The sequence below is a fragment of the Amycolatopsis sp. SB7-3 genome, from assembly GCF_041021335.1.
In the GTDB taxonomy this organism is placed as follows: domain Bacteria; phylum Actinomycetota; class Actinomycetes; order Mycobacteriales; family Pseudonocardiaceae; genus Amycolatopsis; species Amycolatopsis japonica.
Genome location: NZ_JBFPJQ010000005.1, coordinates 364,213 through 386,762, shown reverse-complemented (window position 1 = coordinate 386,762; position 22,550 = coordinate 364,213). Strand labels below are relative to the sequence as shown.

General features: G+C 68.6%; 25 protein-coding genes. 10 read left to right on the top strand and 15 right to left on the bottom strand.

Features of this window, described 5'->3' with window-relative positions; all coding sequences use genetic code 11:
* Window positions 1–18: 18 nt before the first annotated feature.
* The 8 genes from AB8M46_RS32020 to AB8M46_RS31985 form a co-directional block, all read right to left on the bottom strand.
* Window positions 19–1,875: a DUF5107 domain-containing protein gene (locus AB8M46_RS32020; RefSeq protein ID WP_394362641.1), complete on the bottom strand. Its 1,857-nt coding sequence runs from the start codon at window positions 1,873–1,875 to the stop codon at window positions 19–21.
* Entirely contained in the window at window positions 1,872–2,939 is a 1,068-nt protein-coding gene (locus AB8M46_RS32015; protein WP_394362640.1) for an ABC transporter ATP-binding protein, read from the bottom strand. The genes AB8M46_RS32020 and AB8M46_RS32015 overlap by 4 nt, the downstream gene beginning before the upstream one ends.
* A 6-nt stretch (window positions 2,940–2,945) precedes the next feature.
* Window positions 2,946–3,875 carry a carbohydrate ABC transporter permease gene (locus tag AB8M46_RS32010; RefSeq protein WP_378428784.1) on the bottom strand — a complete coding sequence of 310 codons (930 nt, stop codon included), beginning with the start codon at window positions 3,873–3,875 and terminating at the stop codon, window positions 2,946–2,948.
* A 10-nt stretch (window positions 3,876–3,885) separates the two neighbouring features.
* Window positions 3,886–4,836 (bottom strand): carbohydrate ABC transporter permease, encoded by a 951-nt coding sequence (locus tag AB8M46_RS32005; RefSeq protein WP_037345437.1) that lies wholly within the window; start codon window positions 4,834–4,836, stop codon window positions 3,886–3,888.
* On the bottom strand, window positions 4,836–6,230 hold the full coding sequence (locus tag AB8M46_RS32000) for an ABC transporter substrate-binding protein (RefSeq protein WP_037345434.1): 1,395 nt from the start codon (window positions 6,228–6,230) through the stop codon (window positions 4,836–4,838). Before AB8M46_RS32000 ends, AB8M46_RS32005 begins: the two co-directional genes overlap by 1 nt.
* A gap of 81 nt (window positions 6,231–6,311) precedes the next feature.
* On the bottom strand, window positions 6,312–7,193 hold the full coding sequence (locus AB8M46_RS31995; RefSeq protein ID WP_394362639.1) for a ketose-bisphosphate aldolase: 882 nt from the start codon (window positions 7,191–7,193) through the stop codon (window positions 6,312–6,314).
* An 8-nt stretch (window positions 7,194–7,201) separates the two neighbouring features.
* Window positions 7,202–8,092: a 1-phosphofructokinase family hexose kinase gene (locus AB8M46_RS31990; protein WP_394362638.1), complete on the bottom strand. Its 891-nt coding sequence runs from the start codon at window positions 8,090–8,092 to the stop codon at window positions 7,202–7,204.
* Between the two features lie 7 nt (window positions 8,093–8,099).
* A complete protein-coding gene (locus tag AB8M46_RS31985) occupies window positions 8,100–8,981 on the bottom strand; it encodes an SIS domain-containing protein (protein WP_037345428.1) in 882 nt (293 codons plus the stop codon).
* A 218-nt stretch (window positions 8,982–9,199) separates the two neighbouring features.
* Here AB8M46_RS31985 and AB8M46_RS31980 point away from each other — a divergent pair, with 218 nt between their 5' ends.
* From AB8M46_RS31980 to AB8M46_RS31970, 3 genes are all read left to right on the top strand, one after another.
* Window positions 9,200–9,673: a carboxymuconolactone decarboxylase family protein gene (locus tag AB8M46_RS31980; protein ID WP_125734948.1), complete on the top strand. Its 474-nt coding sequence runs from the start codon at window positions 9,200–9,202 to the stop codon at window positions 9,671–9,673.
* A 99-nt stretch (window positions 9,674–9,772) separates the two neighbouring features.
* Window positions 9,773–10,222, top strand: coding sequence for a MoaF C-terminal domain-containing protein (locus AB8M46_RS31975; RefSeq protein WP_378428780.1), 450 nt, complete (start codon window positions 9,773–9,775; stop codon window positions 10,220–10,222).
* Between the two features lie 134 nt (window positions 10,223–10,356).
* Entirely contained in the window at window positions 10,357–11,802 is a 1,446-nt protein-coding gene (locus AB8M46_RS31970) for an APC family permease (protein ID WP_394362637.1), read from the top strand.
* Here AB8M46_RS31970 and AB8M46_RS31965 read toward each other — a convergent pair.
* Complete coding sequence (locus AB8M46_RS31965) at window positions 11,782–12,531, bottom strand: GntR family transcriptional regulator (RefSeq protein WP_394362636.1); 750 nt, start codon at window positions 12,529–12,531, stop codon at window positions 11,782–11,784. The genes AB8M46_RS31970 and AB8M46_RS31965 overlap by 21 nt on opposite strands.
* A 109-nt stretch (window positions 12,532–12,640) precedes the next feature.
* On the opposite strand from AB8M46_RS31965, the gene AB8M46_RS31960 reads away from it, so the two are divergent.
* Entirely contained in the window at window positions 12,641–13,510 is an 870-nt protein-coding gene (locus AB8M46_RS31960; protein ID WP_394362635.1) for an aldolase, read from the top strand.
* 20 nt (window positions 13,511–13,530) lie between these two features.
* Window positions 13,531–15,015, top strand: coding sequence for a CoA-acylating methylmalonate-semialdehyde dehydrogenase (locus tag AB8M46_RS31955; RefSeq protein ID WP_394362634.1), 1,485 nt, complete (start codon window positions 13,531–13,533; stop codon window positions 15,013–15,015).
* A 58-nt stretch (window positions 15,016–15,073) separates the two neighbouring features.
* On the opposite strand, the gene AB8M46_RS31950 is transcribed toward AB8M46_RS31955, so the two are convergent.
* Window positions 15,074–16,462 carry an amino acid permease gene (locus AB8M46_RS31950; RefSeq protein WP_037345418.1) on the bottom strand — a complete coding sequence of 463 codons (1,389 nt, stop codon included), beginning with the start codon at window positions 16,460–16,462 and terminating at the stop codon, window positions 15,074–15,076.
* A gap of 170 nt (window positions 16,463–16,632) precedes the next feature.
* On the opposite strand from AB8M46_RS31950, the gene AB8M46_RS31945 reads away from it, so the two are divergent.
* From AB8M46_RS31945 to AB8M46_RS31930, 4 genes are read left to right on the top strand one after another with little or no spacing between them, the layout of a single operon-like run.
* Window positions 16,633–17,538, top strand: coding sequence for a glutaminase (locus AB8M46_RS31945; RefSeq protein WP_394362633.1), 906 nt, complete (start codon window positions 16,633–16,635; stop codon window positions 17,536–17,538).
* Window positions 17,539–17,575: 37 nt separating this feature from the next.
* Window positions 17,576–18,058: an MSMEG_6728 family protein gene (locus AB8M46_RS31940; protein ID WP_394362632.1), complete on the top strand. Its 483-nt coding sequence runs from the start codon at window positions 17,576–17,578 to the stop codon at window positions 18,056–18,058.
* Entirely contained in the window at window positions 18,055–18,264 is a 210-nt protein-coding gene (locus AB8M46_RS31935; protein ID WP_125734956.1) for a DUF2945 domain-containing protein, read from the top strand. Before AB8M46_RS31940 ends, AB8M46_RS31935 begins: the two co-directional genes overlap by 4 nt.
* The gene (locus AB8M46_RS31930) at window positions 18,261–18,584 is read left to right on the top strand and encodes a DUF3140 domain-containing protein (protein WP_037345411.1); all 324 of its coding nucleotides are present in this window, start codon (window positions 18,261–18,263) and stop codon (window positions 18,582–18,584) included. The genes AB8M46_RS31935 and AB8M46_RS31930 overlap by 4 nt, the downstream gene beginning before the upstream one ends.
* Here the strand turns inward: AB8M46_RS31930 and AB8M46_RS31925 are convergent, their stop codons facing one another.
* From AB8M46_RS31925 to AB8M46_RS31910, 4 genes are all read right to left on the bottom strand, one after another.
* A complete protein-coding gene (locus tag AB8M46_RS31925; RefSeq protein WP_394362631.1) occupies window positions 18,585–19,004 on the bottom strand; it encodes a hypothetical protein in 420 nt (139 codons plus the stop codon).
* 29 nt (window positions 19,005–19,033) lie between these two features.
* Window positions 19,034–19,462 (bottom strand): helix-turn-helix domain-containing protein, encoded by a 429-nt coding sequence (locus tag AB8M46_RS31920; protein ID WP_235213433.1) that lies wholly within the window; start codon window positions 19,460–19,462, stop codon window positions 19,034–19,036.
* 10 nt (window positions 19,463–19,472) lie between these two features.
* Window positions 19,473–20,366, bottom strand: a complete 894-nt coding sequence (locus AB8M46_RS31915) for an MBL fold metallo-hydrolase (protein ID WP_037345406.1) — start codon at window positions 20,364–20,366, stop codon at window positions 19,473–19,475.
* A 90-nt stretch (window positions 20,367–20,456) separates the two neighbouring features.
* Window positions 20,457–21,317: a LysR substrate-binding domain-containing protein gene (locus AB8M46_RS31910; protein ID WP_394362630.1), complete on the bottom strand. Its 861-nt coding sequence runs from the start codon at window positions 21,315–21,317 to the stop codon at window positions 20,457–20,459.
* Window positions 21,318–21,399: 82 nt separating this feature from the next.
* Between AB8M46_RS31910 and AB8M46_RS31905 the strand changes: the two genes are divergently transcribed.
* Window positions 21,400–22,341, top strand: a complete 942-nt coding sequence (locus tag AB8M46_RS31905; RefSeq protein WP_394362629.1) for an MBL fold metallo-hydrolase — start codon at window positions 21,400–21,402, stop codon at window positions 22,339–22,341.
* Here the strand turns inward: AB8M46_RS31905 and AB8M46_RS31900 are convergent.
* Window positions 22,288–22,464 carry a hypothetical protein gene (locus AB8M46_RS31900; RefSeq protein WP_199755049.1) on the bottom strand — a complete coding sequence of 59 codons (177 nt, stop codon included), beginning with the start codon at window positions 22,462–22,464 and terminating at the stop codon, window positions 22,288–22,290. The genes AB8M46_RS31905 and AB8M46_RS31900 overlap by 54 nt on opposite strands.
* Window positions 22,465–22,550: the final 86 nt, after the last annotated feature.

Sequence of the window (22,550 nt, the reverse complement as noted above, 5' to 3'; positions counted from 1 at the left end):
GTCGAGTGGCCCGGCCGGTCACTTCATCCGGAAGTCGTGCTGTTCCGGCAGCGGTTCATCGGAAACCGCCGCCCAGGTGTCGGACAAAGACGTTTCCCCTTCCCTGATGTTCGCGACCTCGAAACCGCTGTCGTACACGGCCTTGGCCCCGGCGGTGTCGCCGAGGGCGAGCCGGGTCCGAGCGGTCAGGAGGGCGATCCGCCCTTCCACGGGCAGTCCGTCCAGCAGCACACTCGCTTCGTCCGGGAGCCCCGCGGCGAGCTGCGCCGCGATGGCCTCGACGACCAGGGGACGCAGTGACGGCGCGAGGGCGACCGCCCGCCGGTACAGCCAGGCGGCCTCGTGCCCGGCCGTGGCGATCGCGAGATTCCGCAACGCCCAAGGGTTCTCGGCCGCCGACACGGACTCGCGCCACGCGCGGACCGCGTCCGACTGTCGTCCGGCCGCCCAGTGCGCGACGCCGCGGTGATACCAGGTCAGCCAGTTCTTCGGGGCGTACTCCATGAGATCCGCCCAGTACCGGTTCACCAGTGTCGCCGGAGGGACGGCGAGCGGATCGCCGTCCGGCGGCGTCCCGTCGAGCAACGCGAGCCACGGCTCCTGGTCCGGCCCCAGCGATTCGTCCGGAAACGGCGTGCCCGGGAGACACATCGGCGCCCGCCGGTTCTCCAGCGCACCCCAGCCGGAACCGGTGGCCAGGAAGGATTCCGGGGTGACGTCGGCGATCTTCCGCCAGGCGTCGTGGAGCTCGTCCATGGTCTCCGCAGACGGCAGACCGGCGGCGACGGCTTCACGAGCCGCCGTCCAGTCGTCACCGTGCACCGCGGCCGGATCGGCGGCGACCGGACCATAGGCCTCCAGCCAGTCCCAGCTCTCCCCCGGCGGCAGCCGCAGGTGCTCCAGCTGGGTGCGGGCCAGCCCGGCCTGGATCTCCAGATAGCCCCCGGCCTCCGGTGCCAGCCACTCCTGCCAGCGACGTCCGCCGGTGGATTCGCCCCACAGGAACAGCTTCCGGCCGCGCAACCGGCCGGTGGACAGCTGAGCGAGCCCCGTCCCGTCGGCTTCGACGGCCGCGACCCACGGTCGCCCGATCACCTCGAAGAAGTAGTCCGCCGCGGCCTCCGCCCGCGCCGGATACGTCAGCTCGCCGGGTACGTCGACCAGGTCGAGCCGTCCCGAATAGCCGTAATGCCAGGCCTGCGTCGCGGGCGCCAGCACCCTCGTGCCCTCGTTCTGCGGCACCGCGATGTTCGACCACCAGTACACGGGGACGTCGTAGGGATGCGGGTTGCGCACCCGCACCGCCACGAGCAGCTGCTCCGACCCTTCCGGCAGCCAGAAGTCGACCTGGTATGGCAGGTCGCGGGTGCGTTCCCACTCCCACAAACGCAGCACCGGCGTGCCGTCCGGGCCCGCGATCTCCGCGGCGAACATCGGCTCGCAGGTCAGCGTCGTATGCCCGGTGCTGCCGAGGTTCCACTCGACACCGCCGGCGAACCACGCGTCCCGCAGGGCGAGGTTCGCCGGCTGGAACACCGGGTTGCGATAGAGCAGCTCACGTCCGGACGGCTTGTGGACCAGTGAGTACAGCCGTCCGCCCAGCGACGGCAGCACGGTGGCGCGGAGTTTGTCGTTCTCCAGCACCACCGCCGGGAGTTCACGGTCGGTGCGCTCGCGGGAGTAACCGTCCTGCAGCAGGCACGGCAGCGTGGTGTCCAGGCGGCCGTAGCCGATGTTCTCCGCCAGGTCCGGCGGCAGCTCGTCCACATTGGACACCTTCGCCACCGCCTCCGGTTTCCGGAGCGGCGGCAACGGGTTCTCCGGGCCCAGCTCGGCGGCCGGGAGCACCAGCCCGGTGCGATACAGGCTGGTCATGCGTCCGGGAGCCTGTCACCGGTCGCGGCGTCGAACAGGTGCACCGCACCCGGTTGCGGGGTCAGGGAGATCGGCTCGCCGCGCTGCCACGGGGCCATCCCGGGAGTGCGGACGGTCAGCACGCGATCGCCGTCACGGCAATAGAGGTACTGGTCGCTGCCCAGCTCCTCGACGACCTCGACGATGGCCTCGAAACCGCCGTCGCCGATCGTCCAGCCCTCGGGCCGGACGCCGACGACGATACCGGGCCCGGTCAGCGCCGAACGTTGCGCCGGGGTCAGCGGAAGCCGCGTTCCACCGGCGACGGCACCATCACTGTCCACAGTGGTCTCCAGCAGGTTCATCGCGGGCGAGCCGATGAACCCGGCGACGAACACGTTGACCGGCTTGGCGAACAGCCCGACCGGTGTGTCGCACTGCTGGAGGATGCCGTCCTTCAGTACGGCGACCCGGTCTCCCATGGTCATCGCCTCGACCTGGTCGTGCGTGACGTAGAGCGTGGTGATGCCCAGCCGCCGCTGCAGTGACGCGATCTGGGTGCGTGTCTGCACGCGGAGTTTGGCGTCCAAGTTGGACAGTGGCTCGTCCATCAGGAACACACTGGGCTCGCGCACGATCGCCCGCCCCATCGCGACCCGCTGCCGCTGACCTCCGGACAGCTTCGCGGGTTTGCGGTCCAGGTACTCGGTCAGGTCGAGCACGGCCGCGGCCTCGCGCACCTTGCGGTCGCGTTCGGCCTTGGGCATCTTGGCCAGCTTCAGGTGGAAGCCGATGTTCTCCCCCACCGTCATATGCGGGTAGAGCGCGTAGTTCTGGAACACCATGGCGATGTCCCGGTCCTTCGGCGGCAGTTCGGTGACGTCGCGGTCGCCGATGTGGATGGAGCCGTCGTCGGCGCCTTCCAGCCCGGCGAGCATCCGCAGCGTGGTCGACTTCCCGCAGCCGGACGGGCCGACCAGCACCAGGAACTCGCCGTCGGCGACCTCGAGGTCGAGGCCGTCGACCGCGGGACGGTCCACCCCGGCGTAGAACCGGGTGGTGTCGGAGAAGGTCACGGTGGCCATCAGGTCCTACTTTCCGGCGCCGAGGGTCAGGCCGGTGATGATCCGGCGGGCGAGTACGAGGTAGAGCACGAGCATCGGGAGCACGACGATCGCCACACCGGCGATCAGTCCGCCGTACTCCGACTGGTAACTCGCCGCCCCGTAGAAGGTGAAGAGCGCGCGCGACAACGTGAAATGCGCCTGGTCCTTGAGGAACACGATCGCCAGCAGCGTCTCGTTCCACAGCCCGATGGCGTTCAGCGTCAGCGCGGTGATCATGCCGCCGCGGGTGAGCGGCAGCATGACCGAGAAGAACGTGCGCATCGGCGACGCGCCGTCCAGCGCGGCCGCCTCCTCCAGTTCGTCCGGCAGCGACCGGAAGAACCCGGTCATCAGGAAGACCGTGAACGGGATCGACAACGCCACGTACAGCACGAACAGGCCGTATTCGTTGTCCAGGTGCACTTTGCTGAGCACCACGAACAGCGGGATGATCACGGTCTGGAACGGCACGCCCATGCCGATCGCGACGACGTTCGTCATCGGCCCGGCGCCGCGGACGCCGAGCCTGGTCAGGGCGTACGCGCAGGGCGCCGAAACGGCGACCGTGACGACCGTCGCCAACCCGACCAGGATCACGGTGGTGAGCACGGCCTCGCCGAAACCGGCGTTGTTCCAGGCGTAGATGAAGTTCCGGAACGGCTTGCCGACCTTGAACCACTGGTACGGCAGGTCGAACGGCTTGGTGAAGATCTCCACCGGTGTCTTGAACGACGCCGTGAGCAGCCAGTACAGCACCAGGATGTTGCCTGCGGTGAACAGCCACACGATCGTGGAACCCAGGACGCGCAACGGGCTGAACCGTTTGGAGCCGGGCGCCGGACGTGGTTTGCGTGGCGGCTTGCGCACCGGTTTCGGCGACGGGCGCGGAGGCGCCTCGACGTCGGTGACGGACATTTCGTCTCCCTCAGAACTGGATCGCGTCACGGCGCATCAACCGGCGGAGCAGGACGACGAGCACGGACACCAGCACGATCATCGCCACCGCGCAGGCACAGGCGGCACCGAAGTCCGGGGTGCCATTCGAGCCGAAGGTCCGGTCGAACACGTAGATCCCGAGCGTCCAGGCTTCGTTGGGCGGGGCGTAGGTGCCCGGACCGGCCAGCACGAACACCAGCTCGAAGATCTTGAGCGCGTTGATCGTCCACAGCACCCCCGCGACACCGACGACGTCCCAGGTCATCGGCAGCGTGATGTTCTTGAACTTCTGCCACGGCGACGCGCCGCCCAGCTCCGCGTCCTCGTAGAGGTACGGCGGGATGCGGTCGACCGCGGCCATCAGGATGGTGATGTAGAAACCCGAGCTGGCCCAGATCAGCGAAGCCGTCACCACACCGGTCACATTGGACGGTGCGAGGAACTTCGCCGCGTCCGCGCCGAGGCTTTCCAGCACGTAGTTCGCCAGTCCCTGTTTCCCCGGCTGGTACTTGAAGACGAAGCCGAGGAACATGCCGAGCGCCACCGGCGCCACGATGTTCGGGAAGAACAGGATGGCCCGGACGATCTTGCCGCCCTTCATGTCCCGCAGCACCATGGTGAACAGGAACGCCAGCGCGAACGTGCCGATGCCGCCGAGGAACACGTAGATCAGCGTGTTGCGGAAGGCGTACTGGAACGAGTCGCTCGCCCACATCTGCGTGTAGTTGGTGACGCCGTTGGGTTCCGGCGTGTCCCCCGCCCCGGCCCAGCTGGTGAAGCTCAGCACGACGGTCGCGATCGTCGGCAGGACCAGGAAGGCCAGGTACAGCACCAGCGCCGGCGCGGCGAACGGCCAGAACAGCCGTTTCTTGCGACTCAGGTGCGCCCCGGCCTTCACGGCCCGCGCCGGCGGTTTCGCCGGAGTCGTGACTGTCGCCATCAGCCCTGGTTCTTCCAGAATTCGGCACCCTTGGTGGCGAGCTGGTCGACGAACTGCTGCGGGGTGATCTGGCCCTTCAGCAGCGCGATGTCGGCGGGGTCGAAGACGTCGGTCTGCCATTTGCCGCCGGCGATACCGTCGATCCCGTCGTACTGCAGGACGTGCTCCTTCTTCGGATCGTCCAGCGCGGCCTTGACCTGCTTCAGGTCGTCCGGCACGGCGAGGTCCGCCCGCGGCACGAGGTTGTCGGCCACCACGGGGATCCCGGCGAGCAGGTCCTTGTTGAGGAAGTAGGCGATGAACGCCTTGGCCGCTTCGGCGTGCTTGGCCTTCTTGGTCACCGAGAAACCGATCGACATCTGCTCGACGGTGTCGTGCGTGGCGCCTTCGGGCATCGGGAACTGGAAAGAGCCGTAGTTGATCTTCGTTCCGGCGCCCTGCTTGTCCAGGTACTCGCGGGTCTCGCTCGGCGCCCAGCTGCCGACGTAGAGGAACCGGGAGTCACCGTCGGCCCAGCGCTGCTGCACCTGCGGGAACTTCGCCGCGTCCCAGCCGTCGATGAAGTACTTGGGCAGCTTCGCGGTTTCGGTGGCGGCCTTGAGGAAACCGGGGTCGGTCTTCCACGCCTGACCGGTCTTGTCGGTCGCGGCCTTGTACAGCCCGCCCGCGCCGACATAGCGCTCGGCGAGCTGGGTGTAGAAGTACATGTTGTAGAACGGGATGTCGCCGTCGAGGCTGATCGCCGCCTTGCCGTCGGACTTCGCCTTGTCGAACAGGCCGATCAGCTCGTCCATCGTCTTCGGCTGCTGGATGTCGCCGGCGGTGTCCTTGTTGAACCACCAGGCGCTCGACTGGATCGTGTACGGGACCATGAAGTTGTGGCCCTCGCGGTCCTTGTTCTGCGGGAAGTCGTACGAGCTGGGCGAAAGCACGTCCTTGACGGTCTTGTCGCCCTCGCCGACCTTCATCGCGAAAACGTCGTCGACGCTCTGCGTGCCGCCCGGCGTCATGACCGCCGCGCCGACCTTGCTGACGTCCTGGTCGAACAGGTCCGGCACGGCGTCGGTGTTCAGCGCGGGCACCAGGTTCTGGGTGTAGGCCTTGCGGCCCAGCCACTGCACGTCGACCTTGACGCCGGTCTTCTCCTGGAAGCATTTGAAGGCCTTCTGGAGGACCTTGCCCTGCGGCTCGTCGGCCGTCCACATGGACCAGTACGTGAATTCCTTGTCCGTCGTGGGTTTCACCCCCGCCTCCGGACAGGGCGCGTTGAGGAACTGATCGACGCCCGGGAGCGCGTTCTCGCCGGTGCCACCGGCCGCCGTGTCCCCGCCGCCACATCCCGCGAGCAGGAGCGCCGCCCCTGCCGTCAATGCCGTGAGCCTGCCTACCCGCATCCGCCACCACCTGGATCGAAGATCACACAAGTTCTGCTTGTTCTTGCGCAGTTTTGTGAGGTTTCACGCACATGTCAACACTCAATCGCGCAAAGTCTGCTCAATCGTCACCTTGACCGGTTCAACATGATCAAGCTTGAGCACTCCCAGCAACCGCCGCACCTCGACGGCGACCGCGGCGCGCCCGGCACCGAGGTATTTCCGCGGGTCGACCCGCTCAGGATGCGCGCGCCAGTCCTCCGCCGCGGCCGCGGTGAACACCTTGTTGAGCTGGGTGGCGATATTGATCTTCGTCATCCCGGCTCGTACGGCCTCGGCCAGGCCGTCGTCGGGCACACCGGACGATCCGTGCAGCACCAACGGCACCGGCACCTTCTCCCGCAGCCGCGCGATCAGCTCGAAGTCCAGCGCGGCGTCACGGGTGAGCATGGCGTGCGAACTGCCCACCGCCACCGCCAGCGCGTCGATCCCGGTGGACGCGACGAACTCCGCCGCCTCGTCCGGATCGGTGCGCGCGCCGGGCGCGTGGACGCCGTCCTTGCCACCGACCTCGCCGAGTTCGGCCTCCACCCACACTCCGTGGTCGTGGCAGTACGCGGCGACTTCCCGGGTGGCGCGCACGTTGTCGGTGTAGTCCAGTTTGGACGCGTCGAACATGACGGAGCCGAAGCCGAGCGCGACCGCCTCGCGGACCAGATCGGCCGATTCCGCGTGGTCGAGATGCACCGCGACCGGTGTCGCGGCCCCTCTGGCCGCGGCGAGGGCCGCTGCACCGACCGGCGCCAGCGAGCCGTGGTACTTCACGGCGTTCTGGCTCAGCTGCACGATCACCGGCGCTTCCGCCGCGGTGGCGCCGTCGATGATCGCGGTGATGTGTTCGAGCTGGATCGCGTTGAACGCGCCGCAGCCGTGCCCGGCCGCCGCTGCGGCGCCGACGATCTCCCCGGTTCCCACCAGAGGCATGACAACTCCTAATCCGGGCGGGCGCGCACGGCGACCAGCCCCTGTTCGGCTCGGTAGTGCGCGAGGTCGACGTCCCCGGCGAGCGGGCCGAGCACGGCCGCCCCGGACAACGCGACGGCGCGGCGCAGGATGTCCTGCCAGGATTCGGCGCGGCTCAGCCCCAGTGCCAGCGCGGCGACGACGGCGTCGCCGGCGCCGGTGGTGTTGCCGGTGAGCACAGTGGACGGTGCCGCGTGCCAGGTGCCGGAGCCGGTCACCGCCAGCAATCCTTCGGCACCCAGCGACACGACGACGGCGCCCGCCCCGGCCTTGCGCAGCTCGGCCGCGGCGGCCACCGGATCCCGCAGTCCGGTGACCTCGCGCAGTTCGTCGGCGTTCGGTTTGACGACGGACGGTTTCCCCGCCAGTCCGGCGAGCAGCGCCTCACCAGAAGTGTCCAAGATGGACGGTGTGTCGCCGAACAGCCCGGCGTATCCCCCTGCCCCGGGAGGAAGGCTGCCCGAGCACACGAGGACGTCGGGCTTGCGGGCCCGGACGGCCTCGGCAAACGTTTGCCACTCGTCTCCGGTGAGCCGGGGCCCTGGCTCGTTCAGCAGCGTGACCGATCCGTCGTCCGCCAGAACCGTGATGGTGCGCCGGGTCTCGCCGCCGATCGGAACGGCCGTGGCCGGGATTCCCGCCGCCGCGAGATCACCCACGACGGCGGCGCCCGTCGCACCGCCCGCCGTGAAGAGCGCGCGGACGTCGGCCCCGAGCGTGTGCAGCACCCGGGCGACGTTGACGCCCTTGCCGCCCGCCCGGTGCCGCACCTCCCGAACCCGGTGCACGTCACCGGCCCGCAGACCGTCCACTGTGTACGTGACGTCCAGCGCGGTGTTCGGCGTGACGGTGACGATCACGGCTGCCTCAGGTCAGGACGACGGAACGAGTGAGACTGCGGGGGTTGTCCGGGTCGAGCCCCTTGCGGGCGGCGATGGCCCCGGCGACACGCTGCGCGCGGACCAGGTCCGCCATCGGGTCCAGGCCGCTCTCGACGAACAGGCCGCCCGCGCGGGCGACGTCGTCGGCCAGCCCCTCCGGCGCCTGCCCGAACATCCAGGTCACACGGCCGGGTTCGCTGATGCTGATCGGCCCGTGCCGGTAGTCCCAAGCCGGGTACGACTCCGTCCACAGCAGGCACGCCTCGCGGAACTTGAGCGCGGCCTCGTTCGCGATGCCCACGGACCAGCCGGTGCCGAGGAAGCTGAACTGCTCGGCGCCGATGAGCTCGTCGGGCAGTGGTTCGGCGAGCACGCGCTCGGCCTGGTCGGCGACCGCGGTCAGGTCCTCGCCGAGGTGCGCGCGCAGCATCGCCAGCGCCGTCGTGGCGAAGCGGGTCTGCACGACCGAGCGCTCGTCGACGACGGACAGGTCGACGATCGTGTCCGCGGCGGCCTCGATCTCGCGGGGCACCCCGGTGATCGCGATGGTCGGCGTCCGGCCCCGCAGCTTCGCCAGCAGGGCGTGGACCTCGGTCGTCGTACCCGACCTGGTCAGCGCCACGACATGGTCGTAACCGCGGCCTTCCGGGAACTCCGACGCGGCGAAGGCGTCGGTCTCGCCGAGCCCGGCGGACTCGCGAAGGACGGCGTACGCCTGGCCGATGAACCACGACGTGCCGCAGCCGACGATCGCGACCCGCGCGCCCGGTGGCGGCAGCAGCTCACTGTTCGCCGAGGCCAGCGCCGCCGCGTCCCGCCAGCGGCCGGGCTGGCTCGCGATCTCCGCCGCCATGAAGGTCCCGCTCATGAACTCCCCATCCGTGCCAGTTGTGCGCAATAGCTGTCACGTTAGGTGCAGTTTTGTGCAACGTCAATGCTCTGTTAGCGCACTTTCACGCATTTGATGCGTTCAGATGTGCGTACTGGACGAGACTTCGATCTGCGTGACCGGCGTCACTCCGAAAGCTGTCACAACCTCTCCGTCCGGCTCGTCATGTAGGCAGCAATCGACCGAGAGGGAAGATCATGGAACCGCGCGTCAACCTGTTCGAGAACGAAGTCGTCCTGAAGTACGTCAAGCGTCTCGGCGCCGCGAACCGCCCGATCGAGGAGTCCTCGCTGCCGCACGCGACGCAGGAGCTGGTGAAGCTGCGCGCCAGCCAGATCAACGGCTGCGGTTTCTGCACCGACATGCACAGCAAGGACGCCGCGCACGCCGGCGAGACCTCGGTCCGGCTCAACCTGGTCGCCGCCTGGCGGGAGGCGAACGTGTTCACCGAGGCCGAGCGCGCGGCCCTCGCGCTCACCGAGGAGGGCACCCGGATCGCCGACGCGCACCACGGCGTCAGTGACGACACCTGGGCGCAGGTGCGCAAGCACTACGACGACGAGCAGATCGGCGCCCTGATCGCGTTGATCGCCGCGATCAACGCGTACAACCGGCTCAACGTCATCGCCCGGACGCCGGCGGGCGACTACCAGCCCGGCATGTTCGACTGATCCTCGCGTTCATCGACAACAGGATCGCTTCGCCGGACAACGATCGAGGTGCGACGGGCTGCTAAACCTGCGGATACCAGCGATCCGGAGGTTCAGCCCGTGCAACTCGACGTCCGCTTCTTCCCCGTGACCGGAACCCATCGGCTCAGCACCGACCTCGTCGGGCTGCGCGCGAACTTCCACTACGGCTCGGGGAACGTGCTGGAGCAGCATTACGCGGACAGGACGACGATGATCTGGACCGGAGTTTCCGGCGATTTCGCCGGTGTCCGCCAGAAAGAGGCGACACTGCGTGTCTTCGAGACCGGCCCGGCGCAGTATTTCGTCACCTGGTACGAATCCGGGACCGTCGCGACGGCGGCGCACGGTGAGATCTTCGACGGCGGCTATCCGATCGCCGTGATGGCCGACTTCGGCCGTCTGATCGCGACCGCCGCCTACACGAATCCGCGTGAAGATGGCGGACAGTACTTTCTGGTCGACCAGGCGACGATCGAGATCCTGGACAAGCCGCACGGATGGCCTTCCTTTCCCGAACCACGGTCGTGAGTGGCGTTTCGGGTTCTAACCCGAAACGCCACTCACGACCGGGCGCTGCCGAACAAGCGCCGCGCACGCAAAGGCAAAGCCCCAGCCCACCTCCGCTCCCATACTGGCCGTCCAGCGGAGATGAGGAGCAGCGCATGAGCCGAGACGACACGTCGCTCGCCAAGAACGTCCTGGGCGTGCCAGGCATCGTCTTCCTCGTGCTCGCGGCCGTCGCGCCGTTGACCGGGATGATCGTGATCGCGGCCATCGGCATCGCGGTCGGGAACGGCGGCGGCATGGTCGCGGCGTTCCTGCTGGCGACGGTCGTCCTACTGCTGTTCGCGGTCGGCTACGCGCAGATGTCGCGGGTCCTCACGAGCGCGGGTGGCTTTTACGCCTTCGTGGTCAAGGGATTGGGCCGGACACCGGGTCTCGTCGCCGGTTTCATCGCGATGCTCGGCTACAACTGTTTCGTCGCGGGAGCGATCGGGACGAGCGGGTTCTTCACCTCCACGGCGATCGACGACGTCTTCGGCGTGAAACTCGATTGGCTGTTCTGGAGCGCGCTTTCGGTCGCGCTGGTCCTTTTGCTCAGCCGTCGCGGGATCGCGGTCAGCGCGAAGGTGCTGGGCGCGTCGCTGATCCTCGAAGTGTCGATCCTGCTGATCATGGACTTCAGCGTGCTGTTCCGGCACGGCTTCTCGTTCGCCGCGTTCAGCCCGTCCGTCATGTTCCAGGGTGCCGGCGGGCTGGCGTTGTTGTTCGCCGCCAACGCTTTCATCGGCTTCGAGGCGACGGCGCTGTTCGGCGAGGAGGCCAGGGATCCCAAGCGGACGATCCCGCGGGCGACCTACATCGCCATCGGGTTCATCGGGGTGTTCGCCGCGTTCACGACCTGGGCCGTGGTCAGCGCGATCGGCGCCGAGCAGGCGCAGGACGTGGCCACCGCGCATCTGTCGAGCGGGGATCTCGTGCTTTCGGTCGCCCAGGAGTACCTCGGCGGCCCGCTGACGAAGGTCATGTTGCTGCTTCTGGTGGTCAGTCTGTTCGCGGCGCTGCTGGCACTGCACAATTCGGCCACCCGCTATCTGTACGCGCTGGGCCGGGTCGGCGTGCTGCCGCGCGTGCTCGGCAAGACCAGCCCCCGCAACGGCGCGCCGCGCTACGCCTCGATCGTCCAGTTGCTCTTCGGGTCGGTGGTGGCGCTGGCGTTCCGCCTCGCCGGGCTCGACCCGGTCGCCGACCTCACCGCGAGCATGACCGGCTTCGGCACCCTGGGCATCCTCACCCTGCAGTTGTTCGCGGCCGTGGCGATCCTGGTCTACTTCCGCCGGACGCGGGACCGCCGGGTGGTGAAGACGCTGATCGCGCCCGGGCTGGGCGCGGTGGGCCTCGGGCTCATCGTGACGTTGGCGATCGTCAACTTCCCGACGCTCGCCGGGTCGAGCAACGGCGTCGTCCCGCTCCTGCCGTGGCTGCTCCTGGTGGTCGCCCTGGCCGGGCTCGCGCTCGCCGGCTGGCTGCGCCGGTTCCGTCCTTCGGTTTACGACGCACTGGAGACCGACCTGGAACGGGAACCGTCAAACGTTGTTGGTCAGTGAGAGGTTGAACGAATAGCGCGAGGCGCGGTAGACGTGCCATCCGTATTCCACGACCTTGCCGGACTCGTCGTAGGTGGTGCGGCGCATGGTGAGCAGCGCCGCGCCCGGCTGCTCGTCCAGCAGTTCGGCGTCCTCCTCGGTCGCCTGCCGGGCGCCGACGTTCTGCTGGGCGGCGTGCAGCCGGACACCCGCCGAGCGCAGCAACTGGTAGAGCCCCTTGTCCCTCAGTTCGTCGTCCGACGGATCGAGGAGACCGTCGGGCAGGTAGTTGTTCATGATCGCCAGCGGTTCGCCGCCGGTCGAGCGCACCCGCTTCAGCCGGCGGACGTGGGTCAGGCCCGGCGTTTCGAGCTGTTCGATCGCCTCCTCGCCCGCGGGCTCGACCTGGTTCACGAGGACGACGGATTCCGGCTTGTCCCCCAGCTCACTGAGGTCGTCGAAGAGGCTGCTCAACCGCAGCGGCCGGGCCACCTTGGTGCGGACGACCTGTGTGCCGACACCGCGCTTGCGGACCAGCAGGCCCTGATTGACCAGTGATTGGATCGCCTGACGGATGGTCGGCCGCGACAGGTGCAGCCGCGCCGCCAGGTCCAGCTCGTTGTCCAGCCGGGCACCGTTGGGCAGTCTGCCGTCTTCGATGGCGGCGCCGATCTGCCGGGCGACCTGGGAGTACAGCGGTTCCGGGCCGTTCGGATCCACCACGATCTCGCCGGGCACCCAGGGTTTCATGCGCGGAGCCTACCGTGCTCGACGACTATGACCTTATGTCCATATGTCTTGACAAAGTCTCCGGGCGCTTGCGATGGTCGAAAGACCACGCGAGCCGGGAGGTATGAACGTGTCGGACACAGTGCGCCGGATAATCGCTGCGCGAGTGCGAGATCCGGGAGCCGTGGCTGTGGCGGCCGCCACCCGGGTCCGGGCGAAGTCGCCGTTCAACGACAAGGGCCGCACGATGATCATCGCCGCGGACCATCCGGCTCGCGGCGCGAACGGCGGCGGCTCCGACCCGCTCGCGATGGCCGACCGCGGTGAACTGCTCGACCGCCTCGGCCTGGCGCTGGAACGACCCGGGGTCACCGGCGTGCTGGCGACGCCGGACATCATCGACGATCTGCTGCTACTCGGCGTGCTCGACGGCAAGACCGTCATCGGCTCGATGAACCGCACCGGACTGGCGGGATCGAGTTTCGAGATCGACGACCGGTTCGCCTGCTACGACGCCGAAACGATCGAACGGATGCGCTTCGACGGCGGCAAGACGCTCACCCGGATCTGCCTGACCGATCCGGCGACGCCGAGCGTTCTCGAGAACACCGCGAAGGCGGTCAACGACCTCGCCGACCGCAAGCTGATCGCGATGATCGAGCCGTTCCTCTCGGACTGGGTCGACGGACGTCTCCGCAACGACCTCTCCCCCGACGCCGTGATCCGCTCGATCACCATCGCCTCCGCCCTCGGCCGCTCGTCGGCCTACACGTGGCTGAAACTCCCGGTGGTGAAGGACATGGAGCGCGTGCTGGCCGCCTCGACCTTGCCCGCGGTCCTGCTGGGCGGCGAGGTCAAGGACCCCGACGCCGCCTTCGCCGCCTGGCAGCGGGCGCTCGCGCTGCCGACTGTGCAGGGCCTCGTGGTCGGCCGGTCCCTGCTGTACCCGCACGACGGAGACGTCGCCAAGGCCGTCGACACGGCCGTCGGACTGCTGTGAACACCTGTGGAGGACAACGCGTGAAGACCATCGACCACTGGATCAGCGGCGCCGCGACCACGGCGGGCTCCGCCCGCACGGCCCCGGTGTACGACCCGGCCGTGGGACAGGCGCAGGCGGAGGTGCTGCTCGCGGAACCGTCCGATGTGGACACCGCGGTGGCCGCCGCGGCCAAGGCCTTCGAGACGTGGGGCGATTCATCGCTGTCACAGCGGACGAAGGTGATGTTCGCCTTCCGCGAGCTGCTGGTGAAGCACGAGGAGGAGCTCGCCAGGATCATCTCCGCCGAACACGGCAAGGTGATCGACGACGCGCGCGGCGAGATCGTCCGCGGCCGCGAGATCGTCGAGTACGCCTGCGGGATCGCCGACGCGCTCAAAGGCGGTTTCTCCGACCAGGTCTCGCGGGACGTGGACGTGCACGACTTCCGGCAGCCGCTCGGCGTCGTCGCCGGGATCACGCCGTTCAACTTCCCGATCATGGTGCCGTTGTGGATGCACCCGATCGCCATCGCGGCGGGCAACACGTTCGTCCTCAAGCCGAGCGAGCGGGTCCCGTCCGCGTCCCGGCTGGTCGCCGAACTGTACGCCGAGGCGGGGCTGCCCGACGGCGTGTTCAACGTGGTCAACGGGGACAAGGTCGCGGTCGACGCGATCCTGGAACATCCCGATATCGCCGCCGTGTCGTTCGTCGGGTCGACCCCGATCGCCAAGTACGTCCACGAACGCGCGACGGCCACCGGCAAACGCGTGCAGGCGCTGGGCGGGGCCAAGAACCACGCTGTCGTCCTGCCCGACGCCGATCTGGAGTACGCCGCGAACCACCTCACGGCGGCGGCGTTCGGTTCCGCCGGGCAGCGTTGCATGGCGATCTCCATCGGTGTCGCCGTGGGGTCGGCCGGGGACGGGCTGATCGAGATCCTCGAGCGCAAGGCCGCCGAGATCAAGGTCGGGCCCGGCCACGAGGCGGGCAACGACATGGGCCCGGTGGTCACGGAGGCCGCGCGGCGGCGGGTGATCGACTCCGTCGCCCGCGGGGCGGAGCAGGGCGCGACCGTGGTCGTCGACGGGCGGGAGCTGCGGGTCGCGGGTCACGAGAACGGGTTCTTCGTCGGACCGTCCCTTTTGGACCATGTGACCACGGAGATGGCCGCGTACCGCGACGAGATCTTCGGGCCGGTGCTCGGGATCGTCCGGGTGTCCACACTGGACGAAGCGATCGCGCTGATCAACGCGAACCCGTACGGCAACGGGACCGCGGTCTTCACCGGCAGCGGCGAGGCGGCACGGCGGTTCCAGCGGGAGGTGAAGGTCGGGATGATCGGGGTGAACGTGCCCATCCCGGTGCCGATGTCGTACTACTCCTTCGGCGGGTGGAAGGACTCCCTCATCGGCGACAGCCCGATCCACGGGCCGGCCGGCGTGCGGTTCTACACGCGGGCGAAGGTCGTCACCACGCGGTGGCCGCACTCCACCGCCGGTTTCCACTTCCCGACGTCCAGCTGAACGCCCGCGTTTCGTCCTCTGAATGCGATCGCGCATTCAGAGGACGAAACGCGGGACGTCAGCGCACCTCTTGCCGTTGCCGTTTCCCGACGATCCGCCAGCCGACCGCCAGCACCACGACCAGCACCGGGATCGAGTAGAAGGCGATCTTCTCGGCGCCGTCGGAGAAGCCCATCAGGACCACCACCAGCGCGAGGAAGCCGAGCGTCGCCCACCCGCTGTAGGGCGCCCACGGCATCCGGTAGGACGGCCGTTCCAGCTCACCGCGCAGCGCCGCCTGGCGCAGCCGCAGCTGGCAGAAGATCAGCGTCGCCCAGGTGGTGATCACGCCGAGCGACGCGATGGCGATCGCGATGTCGAAGGCGTCCTTCGGCACCAGGTAGTTGAGCACCACGCCCAGCACGTAGGCGCCGGAAGTGAACAGGATGCCGCCGTAGGGCACGTGCCGGCTGCTCATCCGGCCGACGAACTTCGGCGCCTCGCCCTTGTCCGCGAGCGCGCGCAGGATGCGGCCGGTCGAGTAGAGCCCGGAGTTGCAGCTCGACAGCGCGGCGGTGAGCACGACGGCGTTCATCACGTCGCCGATCCCCGGGATCCCGAGGCGGCTGAACACGGTGACGAACGGGCTCTCGCCACCGTTGTAGAACGGCCACGGCAGGAGCATCGCCAGCAGCAGCACGGATCCCACGTAGAACACGCCGATCCGCCAGACGACACCGTTGATCGCCTTCGGCAGCACCTTGCGGGCGTCCTTCGTCTCGCCGGCGGCGATGCCGACGACCTCGATCGCCGAGTACGCGAAGATGACCGCCTGCAGCGTCATCAGCGCGATGCCGACACCGGCCGGGAAGAATCCACTGTGGGCGGTCAGGTTGTGCACGCCCGCGGTGGTGCCGCCGATGTCGGCGCTGGTGAGCACCAGCCCGAGGGCGGTGACCAGGAAGACGACGATGGCCAGCACCTTGACCACCGAGAACCAGAATTCCAGCTCGCCGAACAGTTTCACCGAAAGCAGGTTCACCGCCAGCAGGACGCCGAGCGCGACCAGCGCGGTGATCCACTGCGGCACGTCGGGCAGCCATTTGTGCACGTAGATCGCCACCGCGGTGATCTCCGCGATGCCGGTCATCGCCCAGTTCACCCAGTACATCCAGCCGGAGGCGAAACCCGCCCACGGCCCGATGAACTTGCGGGCGTAGGTGACGAAACTGCCGGAGGACGGCTCGTGGAGCACGAGCTCACCGAGGGCGCGCATCACGAAGTACGCGGCGATACCGCAGAGCGCGTACGACAGGACCAGCGACGGCCCGACCTGGTGGAGCTTGCCACCGGCACCGAGGAACAGCCCGACGCCGATCGCGCCGCCGATGGCGATCATCTGCACTTGGCGGTTGCCCAGTGCTTTTGAATAGCTTTCACCTTTTTCGGTGAGCAGCGAGGAATCCATGGTTGCCAGACGCTAGAGCGTGTGCGGCACGTCACCAACATTGCTAAGGAAGACTTAAGGTGTGCGGGACGTCACTCTGCCGGTTTAACGGGAATTTCCTTTTTCGATTTGACAGATTCACCCGCGAACCCCGATCGTCGCGCGCGAAGGAGCGCTTCTACGCTACGGCCGTGGACCTCGCCGCGCTGCTGGACCGGATCGCCGACGACGTCGCGCCGGAGATCGGCCGCGGCTCCGTCGCGGACTACATCCCCGCTCTGGCCAGGGTCGAACCCGGCCGGTTCGGCATGGCGGTGGCCGAAGTGGACGGTGGGCTGCACGGGGTCGGCGACTGGCGAGTGCCGTTCTCCATCCAGAGCATGTCGAAGGTCTTCACCTTGGCGCTCGCGCTCTCCCACGGCGACGGAGTGTGGGAACGGGTGGGCCGCGAGCCGTCCGGAAACCCGTTCAACTCGCTGGTCCAGCTCGAGAACGAGGACGGAATCCCCCGCAATCCGTTCATCAACGCCGGCGCCCTCGTGGTGACCGACGAATTGGCACACCACGGCGACGCGGCGGAAACCCTGCTCCGGTTCCTCCGGGAGGAAAGCGGGCGCGGCGACATCGGGATCGACGCCGAGGTCGCCGCGTCGGAGGCCGCGCACGCCGATCGCAACCGCGCCCTCGCGTATTTCATGGCGTCGTACCGGAACATGCGTCATCCGGTGCCCGCCGTCCTCGACCAGTACATGCGCCAGTGCTCGATCGCGATGAGCTGTGGCGACGTCGCGCGGGCGGCGGTGTTCCTCGCCCGCCACGGCGTGCGCAACGACGGCAGCCGCCTGCTCGAACAGAGCGCCGCCAAGCGGGTCAACGCGGTGATGCTGACCTGCGGCACCTACGACGCGGCGGGCGAATTCGCCTACCGTGTCGGGCTTCCGGGCAAGAGCGGGGTCGGCGGCGGCATCGTCGCGATCGTCCCCGGCCGGTGCGCGATCTGCGTCTGGAGCCCCGGCCTGGACCCGCGCGGCAACTCCGTCGCGGGTGTCGCGGCGCTCGACCGGTTCACCACCCTGACCGGCTGGTCGATCTTCTGAGCGGTTTGGATCCGAGCCGACGGGGGAAGCCGCCGGTGTGCAGACGTTTCTCCCGTGCGCTGATTTCCGGGCCTCCGCTTCCGTCCTCGACCAGCGGAGGCTCGGTAAACAGCGGGTCGAGACCATCCAGGTGCTGCGCGCGCTGACGGTGCCGGGATACGGCTGGCGGCATCACCCGGCCGCGGCGATGTGGGCCGGCTACGAGGAGGCGCTCGTCCGGTACGGCTTCGACATCTGCGACGTCTGGTGCGAGACCGGCCGCCAGGACACCTGCCGCCAAACACTGCGGCTCGACCTGCTCCGCGCCACCGGACTCGACGAGATCCGCACCCAGGACCGGCTCGCCGACGCGAAGGAGCTGCCGCCCTGGCTCGGCGACACGGATTTCCACCGCAGCCATCAGTCCGCGCTCGTCCGCAAGGAGCCGGGGCACTACCGCGCGAGTTTCCCGGACGTCCCCGACGACCTGCCCTACGTCTGGCCGGCGTCGGACCGTCCACGACGAGAAGGAGTGCGATGAGCAAGCGATTCCGCAAAGGCGACAAGGTCCGCTGGAACAGCCACGGCGGGCAGGCCGAAGGCGAAGTCCTGAAGGAGATCACTTCCGACACCGAAGCGGGCGGCCGCACCGTTCGCGCGTCCGAGGAGGAACCGCAGTACCTCGTCCGCAGCGACAAGAGCGGTGGCGAAGCGGTCCACAAGCCCGAGGCGCTGGAGAAGCTGTGAGCGATGACGACGTCCACACCGAGTTCGGCGAAGCGGTCAACATGACCGCGGGCGAACTCGAGAAGTGGCTGAAGACCGACGAGTCCCGCGAGGCGGGTCAGCACAAGGACGGAGGCGAGTCGGTCGGCCACGAGTCGGGCCGCCGGATCGTCACGATCCTGCGCACGAAGAAGGCGGAACTCTCCGAAAAGGACGAGCGGCACATGCGCAAGGTGGTCGGTTACGTGCACCGGCATCTCGCGCAGCGCCCGTCCGGCGACGTCGAGGACACGACCTGGCGGTATTCGCTGATGAACTGGGGCCACGACCCCTGCAAGTAGTCAGCCGCTCGAAGGCCGCCCCATCTCGTGCCCCGGCCGTCCCTCGGTCCGCCGCCGGCGCTTGATCCGTTCTTCGTGCAGGTGCCGCCGCCCGCCGGTCAGGTCAGCGGTGACGTCGCGCGCCATGTCGCGGTAGGCGGCGTAGTAGCCCTCGTCGTACTCCTCGATCAGCTGGAACGTCCACCGCTCCGGCAGCACGTTGAGCCCGACCAGTTCGGTCTGGATCCGTTCCGCCCACTCGGCGTGCCCGGCCTTCCGGAGGGCTTCGACGGCCTCGCCGAGCGCGAAGTCGGCGGTTCCGGTGAGGTGGTGGAAAGCGTACAGGTGACCACGCGCCTGTTCGACCGTTTCGAGGGCGAAGGTCAGTTTTCCGACGGCGTCGACGGTCGCCTCGTCGGGTTCTGAAGATGAGTCCGGCATGCCGGGGAAATGCCCCGGACGCGGCGTTCCTACACCCCGGCGTCGTACCGCGTCCTGGCGTCGTTGATCTCGTTGATATGGAGTTCGGCCCAGTCCCGGATCACCGCCAGCGGTGCGGTGATGGTCTGGCCGAGCGTGGTCAGCGTGTACTCGACCTTCGGCGGCACCGTCGGGTGCACGGTGCGCGTGACCAGACCGTCGCGTTCGAGCCCGCGCAGGGTCTGGGTGAGCATCTTCTCGCTGACCCCGTCGATCGCGGTGCGCAGTTCGCTGTAGCGCTTGGTCCCCGTGGAGAGGCAACCGACGATCAGTGCGGTCCATTTGTCCGCGATGCGATCCAGTACCTGTCGTGAGGGACACGGCGCGCTGTACACATCGGCCGGCCGCCCGTCCGGCAACCAGGCCAGCACCTGGCCCGGAGTGCCTGGACGGGGACGGCGGCGGTGTGGTTCCGGCATACCCGCGACGTTATCCGGTGGCCTGGCCTGCGGCCCAGGTCCGGCGCAGCGCGGGCGGCAGGACCCGGCCGAACACCTGGCCGGCGAAATGTCCGCCCGCGAGGATCGTCCGGTCGTCCTCGATCTCCTTCAGCAGTTGCTCGCGGGTGGCGACGCCCTCCGCCGGATCGACGTCGAACGCGAACGTCCAGTGGCTTTCGGTGATCTGCACCTGGCAGTGCATGACGTCGCCGAGCACGACGACGCGGCGCGGGTCCTCCCCGTCCGGGTCGGTGACCACCAGGCTGCTGTGACCGGGCGTGTGCCCCGGCGTGGCGAGTATCCGCACACCCGGCGCGACGACGTCGCCATCACCGAAGAACCCGATCACCTCGGCCAGCGGCTCCTGTACGGCGAGCGGATCCGGGCCGACCGGGTCGTTCGTGCCGGACCAGTGTGCCCATTCGGTCTCGCTGACGAGATGGCGTGCCGCGGGGAAGGTCAGCCCGGTCACCGTCCCGCCCGGGCCGTCCGGCGCGGGCGGGACGTTCGTCGTCCAGCCGACGTGGTCGTGGTGCAGATGCGTGTAGACCACGGTGTCGACGTCTTCCGGGCTCAGGCCCTCCGCGGCCAGGGCGTCGAGCAGGCCACCACCGTGGAACTCGGCGGCACCGGGAAGGCTGAAGTCGGCCGCGCCGAGCCCCAGGTCCACCAGGATGGCCCGGTCGTCGGTCCTGATCAGGAAGGAACCGATGCTGACCGGGAACCAGCCGCGTTCGTCGAGGAACGCGTCGTGGGCCGCCCAGCCGGACGGGACACTCGACGGCAGGAAAACGCCGGGGTTGAGCCAGGCGTGGCCGTCGGGCAGGTAGGTGACCGTGGTCCGGCCGGCCCGGATCTGGGACCTGGCGGCAGGTCTGGACATGTCGTGGACTCCCTTGTGGATGGTGAGCGAAGCTGTACTCACTTTCAGGGAGCCGCTCTCCGGAGGGAAGTACGCACTTGCAAGTGCGGTCTAGCGATGGCCTTCCGCGGCGATCCGCGCGAACGAGCGGATCAGCGGATTCTCCCGTTCGGTCACCCACGCGACGACCAGCGGGCTCGGTGGCATGTCGGCCAGCGGCACCCAGGTGAGGCCGTCCGGCAGGGCGTGCCCGAGCGGCGCGATCCCCGCCGATCCGTTCCACAGGACGGCTTGCAGGCATTCGCCGACCGTGCGCACCACCGGTCCGGACAGCCGTTCGCCCACGGGCGTCGCCCCGTTCCAGTACTCGCGCCACAGTGGATCCGTGCCCTCCGGCAGCTGGAACCACGGCCGATCGGCGACCTCGGCCAGCCGCAGTGTCGCGCGATCGGCGAGCGGGTCGCCGGTGCGCAGCACCAGTCCGACCGGATCCGAACGCAGAACCCGCACGGTGAGACCGGTTTCGTCGAACGGTGACCGGGTCAGCGCGACGTCGGCCAGCCCGGCGCGGAGGCCGGTGGTGGGATCGGTGAAATCCGCCTCACGGAAGCGGATCGAGACTTCGGGATGCCGACGCCGGAACGCCGCGGCCAGGCGGGTGCCCGCCTCCCCCGCGCCGTCGGCCAGGGTGCCGACGGTGAGCGTCGCGGGGCCCGCCGTCTCGATCACCCGCGCGCGGGCGCGTTCGGCCTGGTCCAGCAGGGTGCGGGCCTCGGCGTACAGGGTGGTTCCGGCGGCGGTGGGCTCGACGCCCGCGGCCGACCGGAGCAGCAGGGCGACCCCCAGGTCGTTCTCCAGCTGACGGATGGCCCGGCTCAGCGGCGGCTGGGTCATGTGCAGCCGTGCGGCGGCCCGGCCGAAGTGCCGCTCCTCGGCGACGGCCACGAAATAACGCAACAGACGAAGCTCCATCACCAGCGATGATACCTATCAGGTATCGGCGCGTGGAGATCGGTCTTGGACGGCGCCCGAAAGCCGGCACGACAGTGGGGGCATGCCCTTCGAACCACTCACCCACGAACCCGCCGTCGAACCCGCCCAGGTCCAGGAGATCGCCCGCGACGTCGTGGTGATCCCGAATCTCGGCGTCGACCTCGTCCCCAATATCGGCGTCATCGGCGGCTCGCATTCGGTGCTCGTCGTCGACACGGGACTCGGTCCTCGCAACGCCGAGAAGGTGCTCGCCTTCGCGGCCGAACACGCCCGCGGCCGCAGGCTGTACCTGACCACGACGCATTTCCATCCCGAGCACGCTTTCGGCGCACAGGTCTTCGCGGACGAGGCGACCTATCTCGTCAACAGCGCCCAAGCCGCGGATCTGGTCCACAAAGGACCGGGCTACCTCGAGATGTTCCGCGGCCTCGGCACCCCGGTCGCGCGGGCGCTGGACGGCGTCGACCTCGTCACCCCCGACGTGGTCTACGACGACGAGTACGACCTCGACCTCGGCGGGCGGGTCGTGCGCCTGGCGGCCACCGGACGCGCCCACAGCAAGGGCGATCAGGTGGTGACCGTGCCCGACGCGGGCGTGCTGTTCACCGGGGACCTGGTCGAGACCGGTCAGTTCTCGATCTTCCCGTGGTTCCCGCCGTACGACACCGATGTCTCGGGACGGCGCTGGATCGAAGTGCTGGGACGGCTGGCCGCCGCCGGACCGGACCTCGTCGTCCCTGGCCACGGCGACGTCTCCGGACGCCGGATCCTCACCGACGTCCGCGAGTACCTCGAACTGCTGCGCGACGAGACCTGGAAGCGACGTGATTCGGCACTCCCCGAAGAGACCATCGCCGCGGAGGTCGAAGCGCTGATGATCGAACGCCACCCCGAATGGGAGGGCCGGGACTGGATCGCGAAGGGCGTCGGTTGCTTCTGCGCCGACCACTCAGGCCATGAGACAGCAGGCACCGGTGAAGCAACCGAAGGCGCCTCCGCTTGACGCGTTCTTCCAGTTGTCGAAGCGGTCGATCACGAGTTCGACCTCGGCCTGCCCGGCCACGGTGACATCGATGGCGGAGTCGGCGAAGAAGCTGCGGATATCGTCGGCAACAGTGGTCTTCATGGAAGATCTCCCTCGAACCTGCGGTGTTGGATACCGAAATCGTGCAGGTTCGGGCCCCGGTGTCGACAGTGCGAAGCGCCACGGAC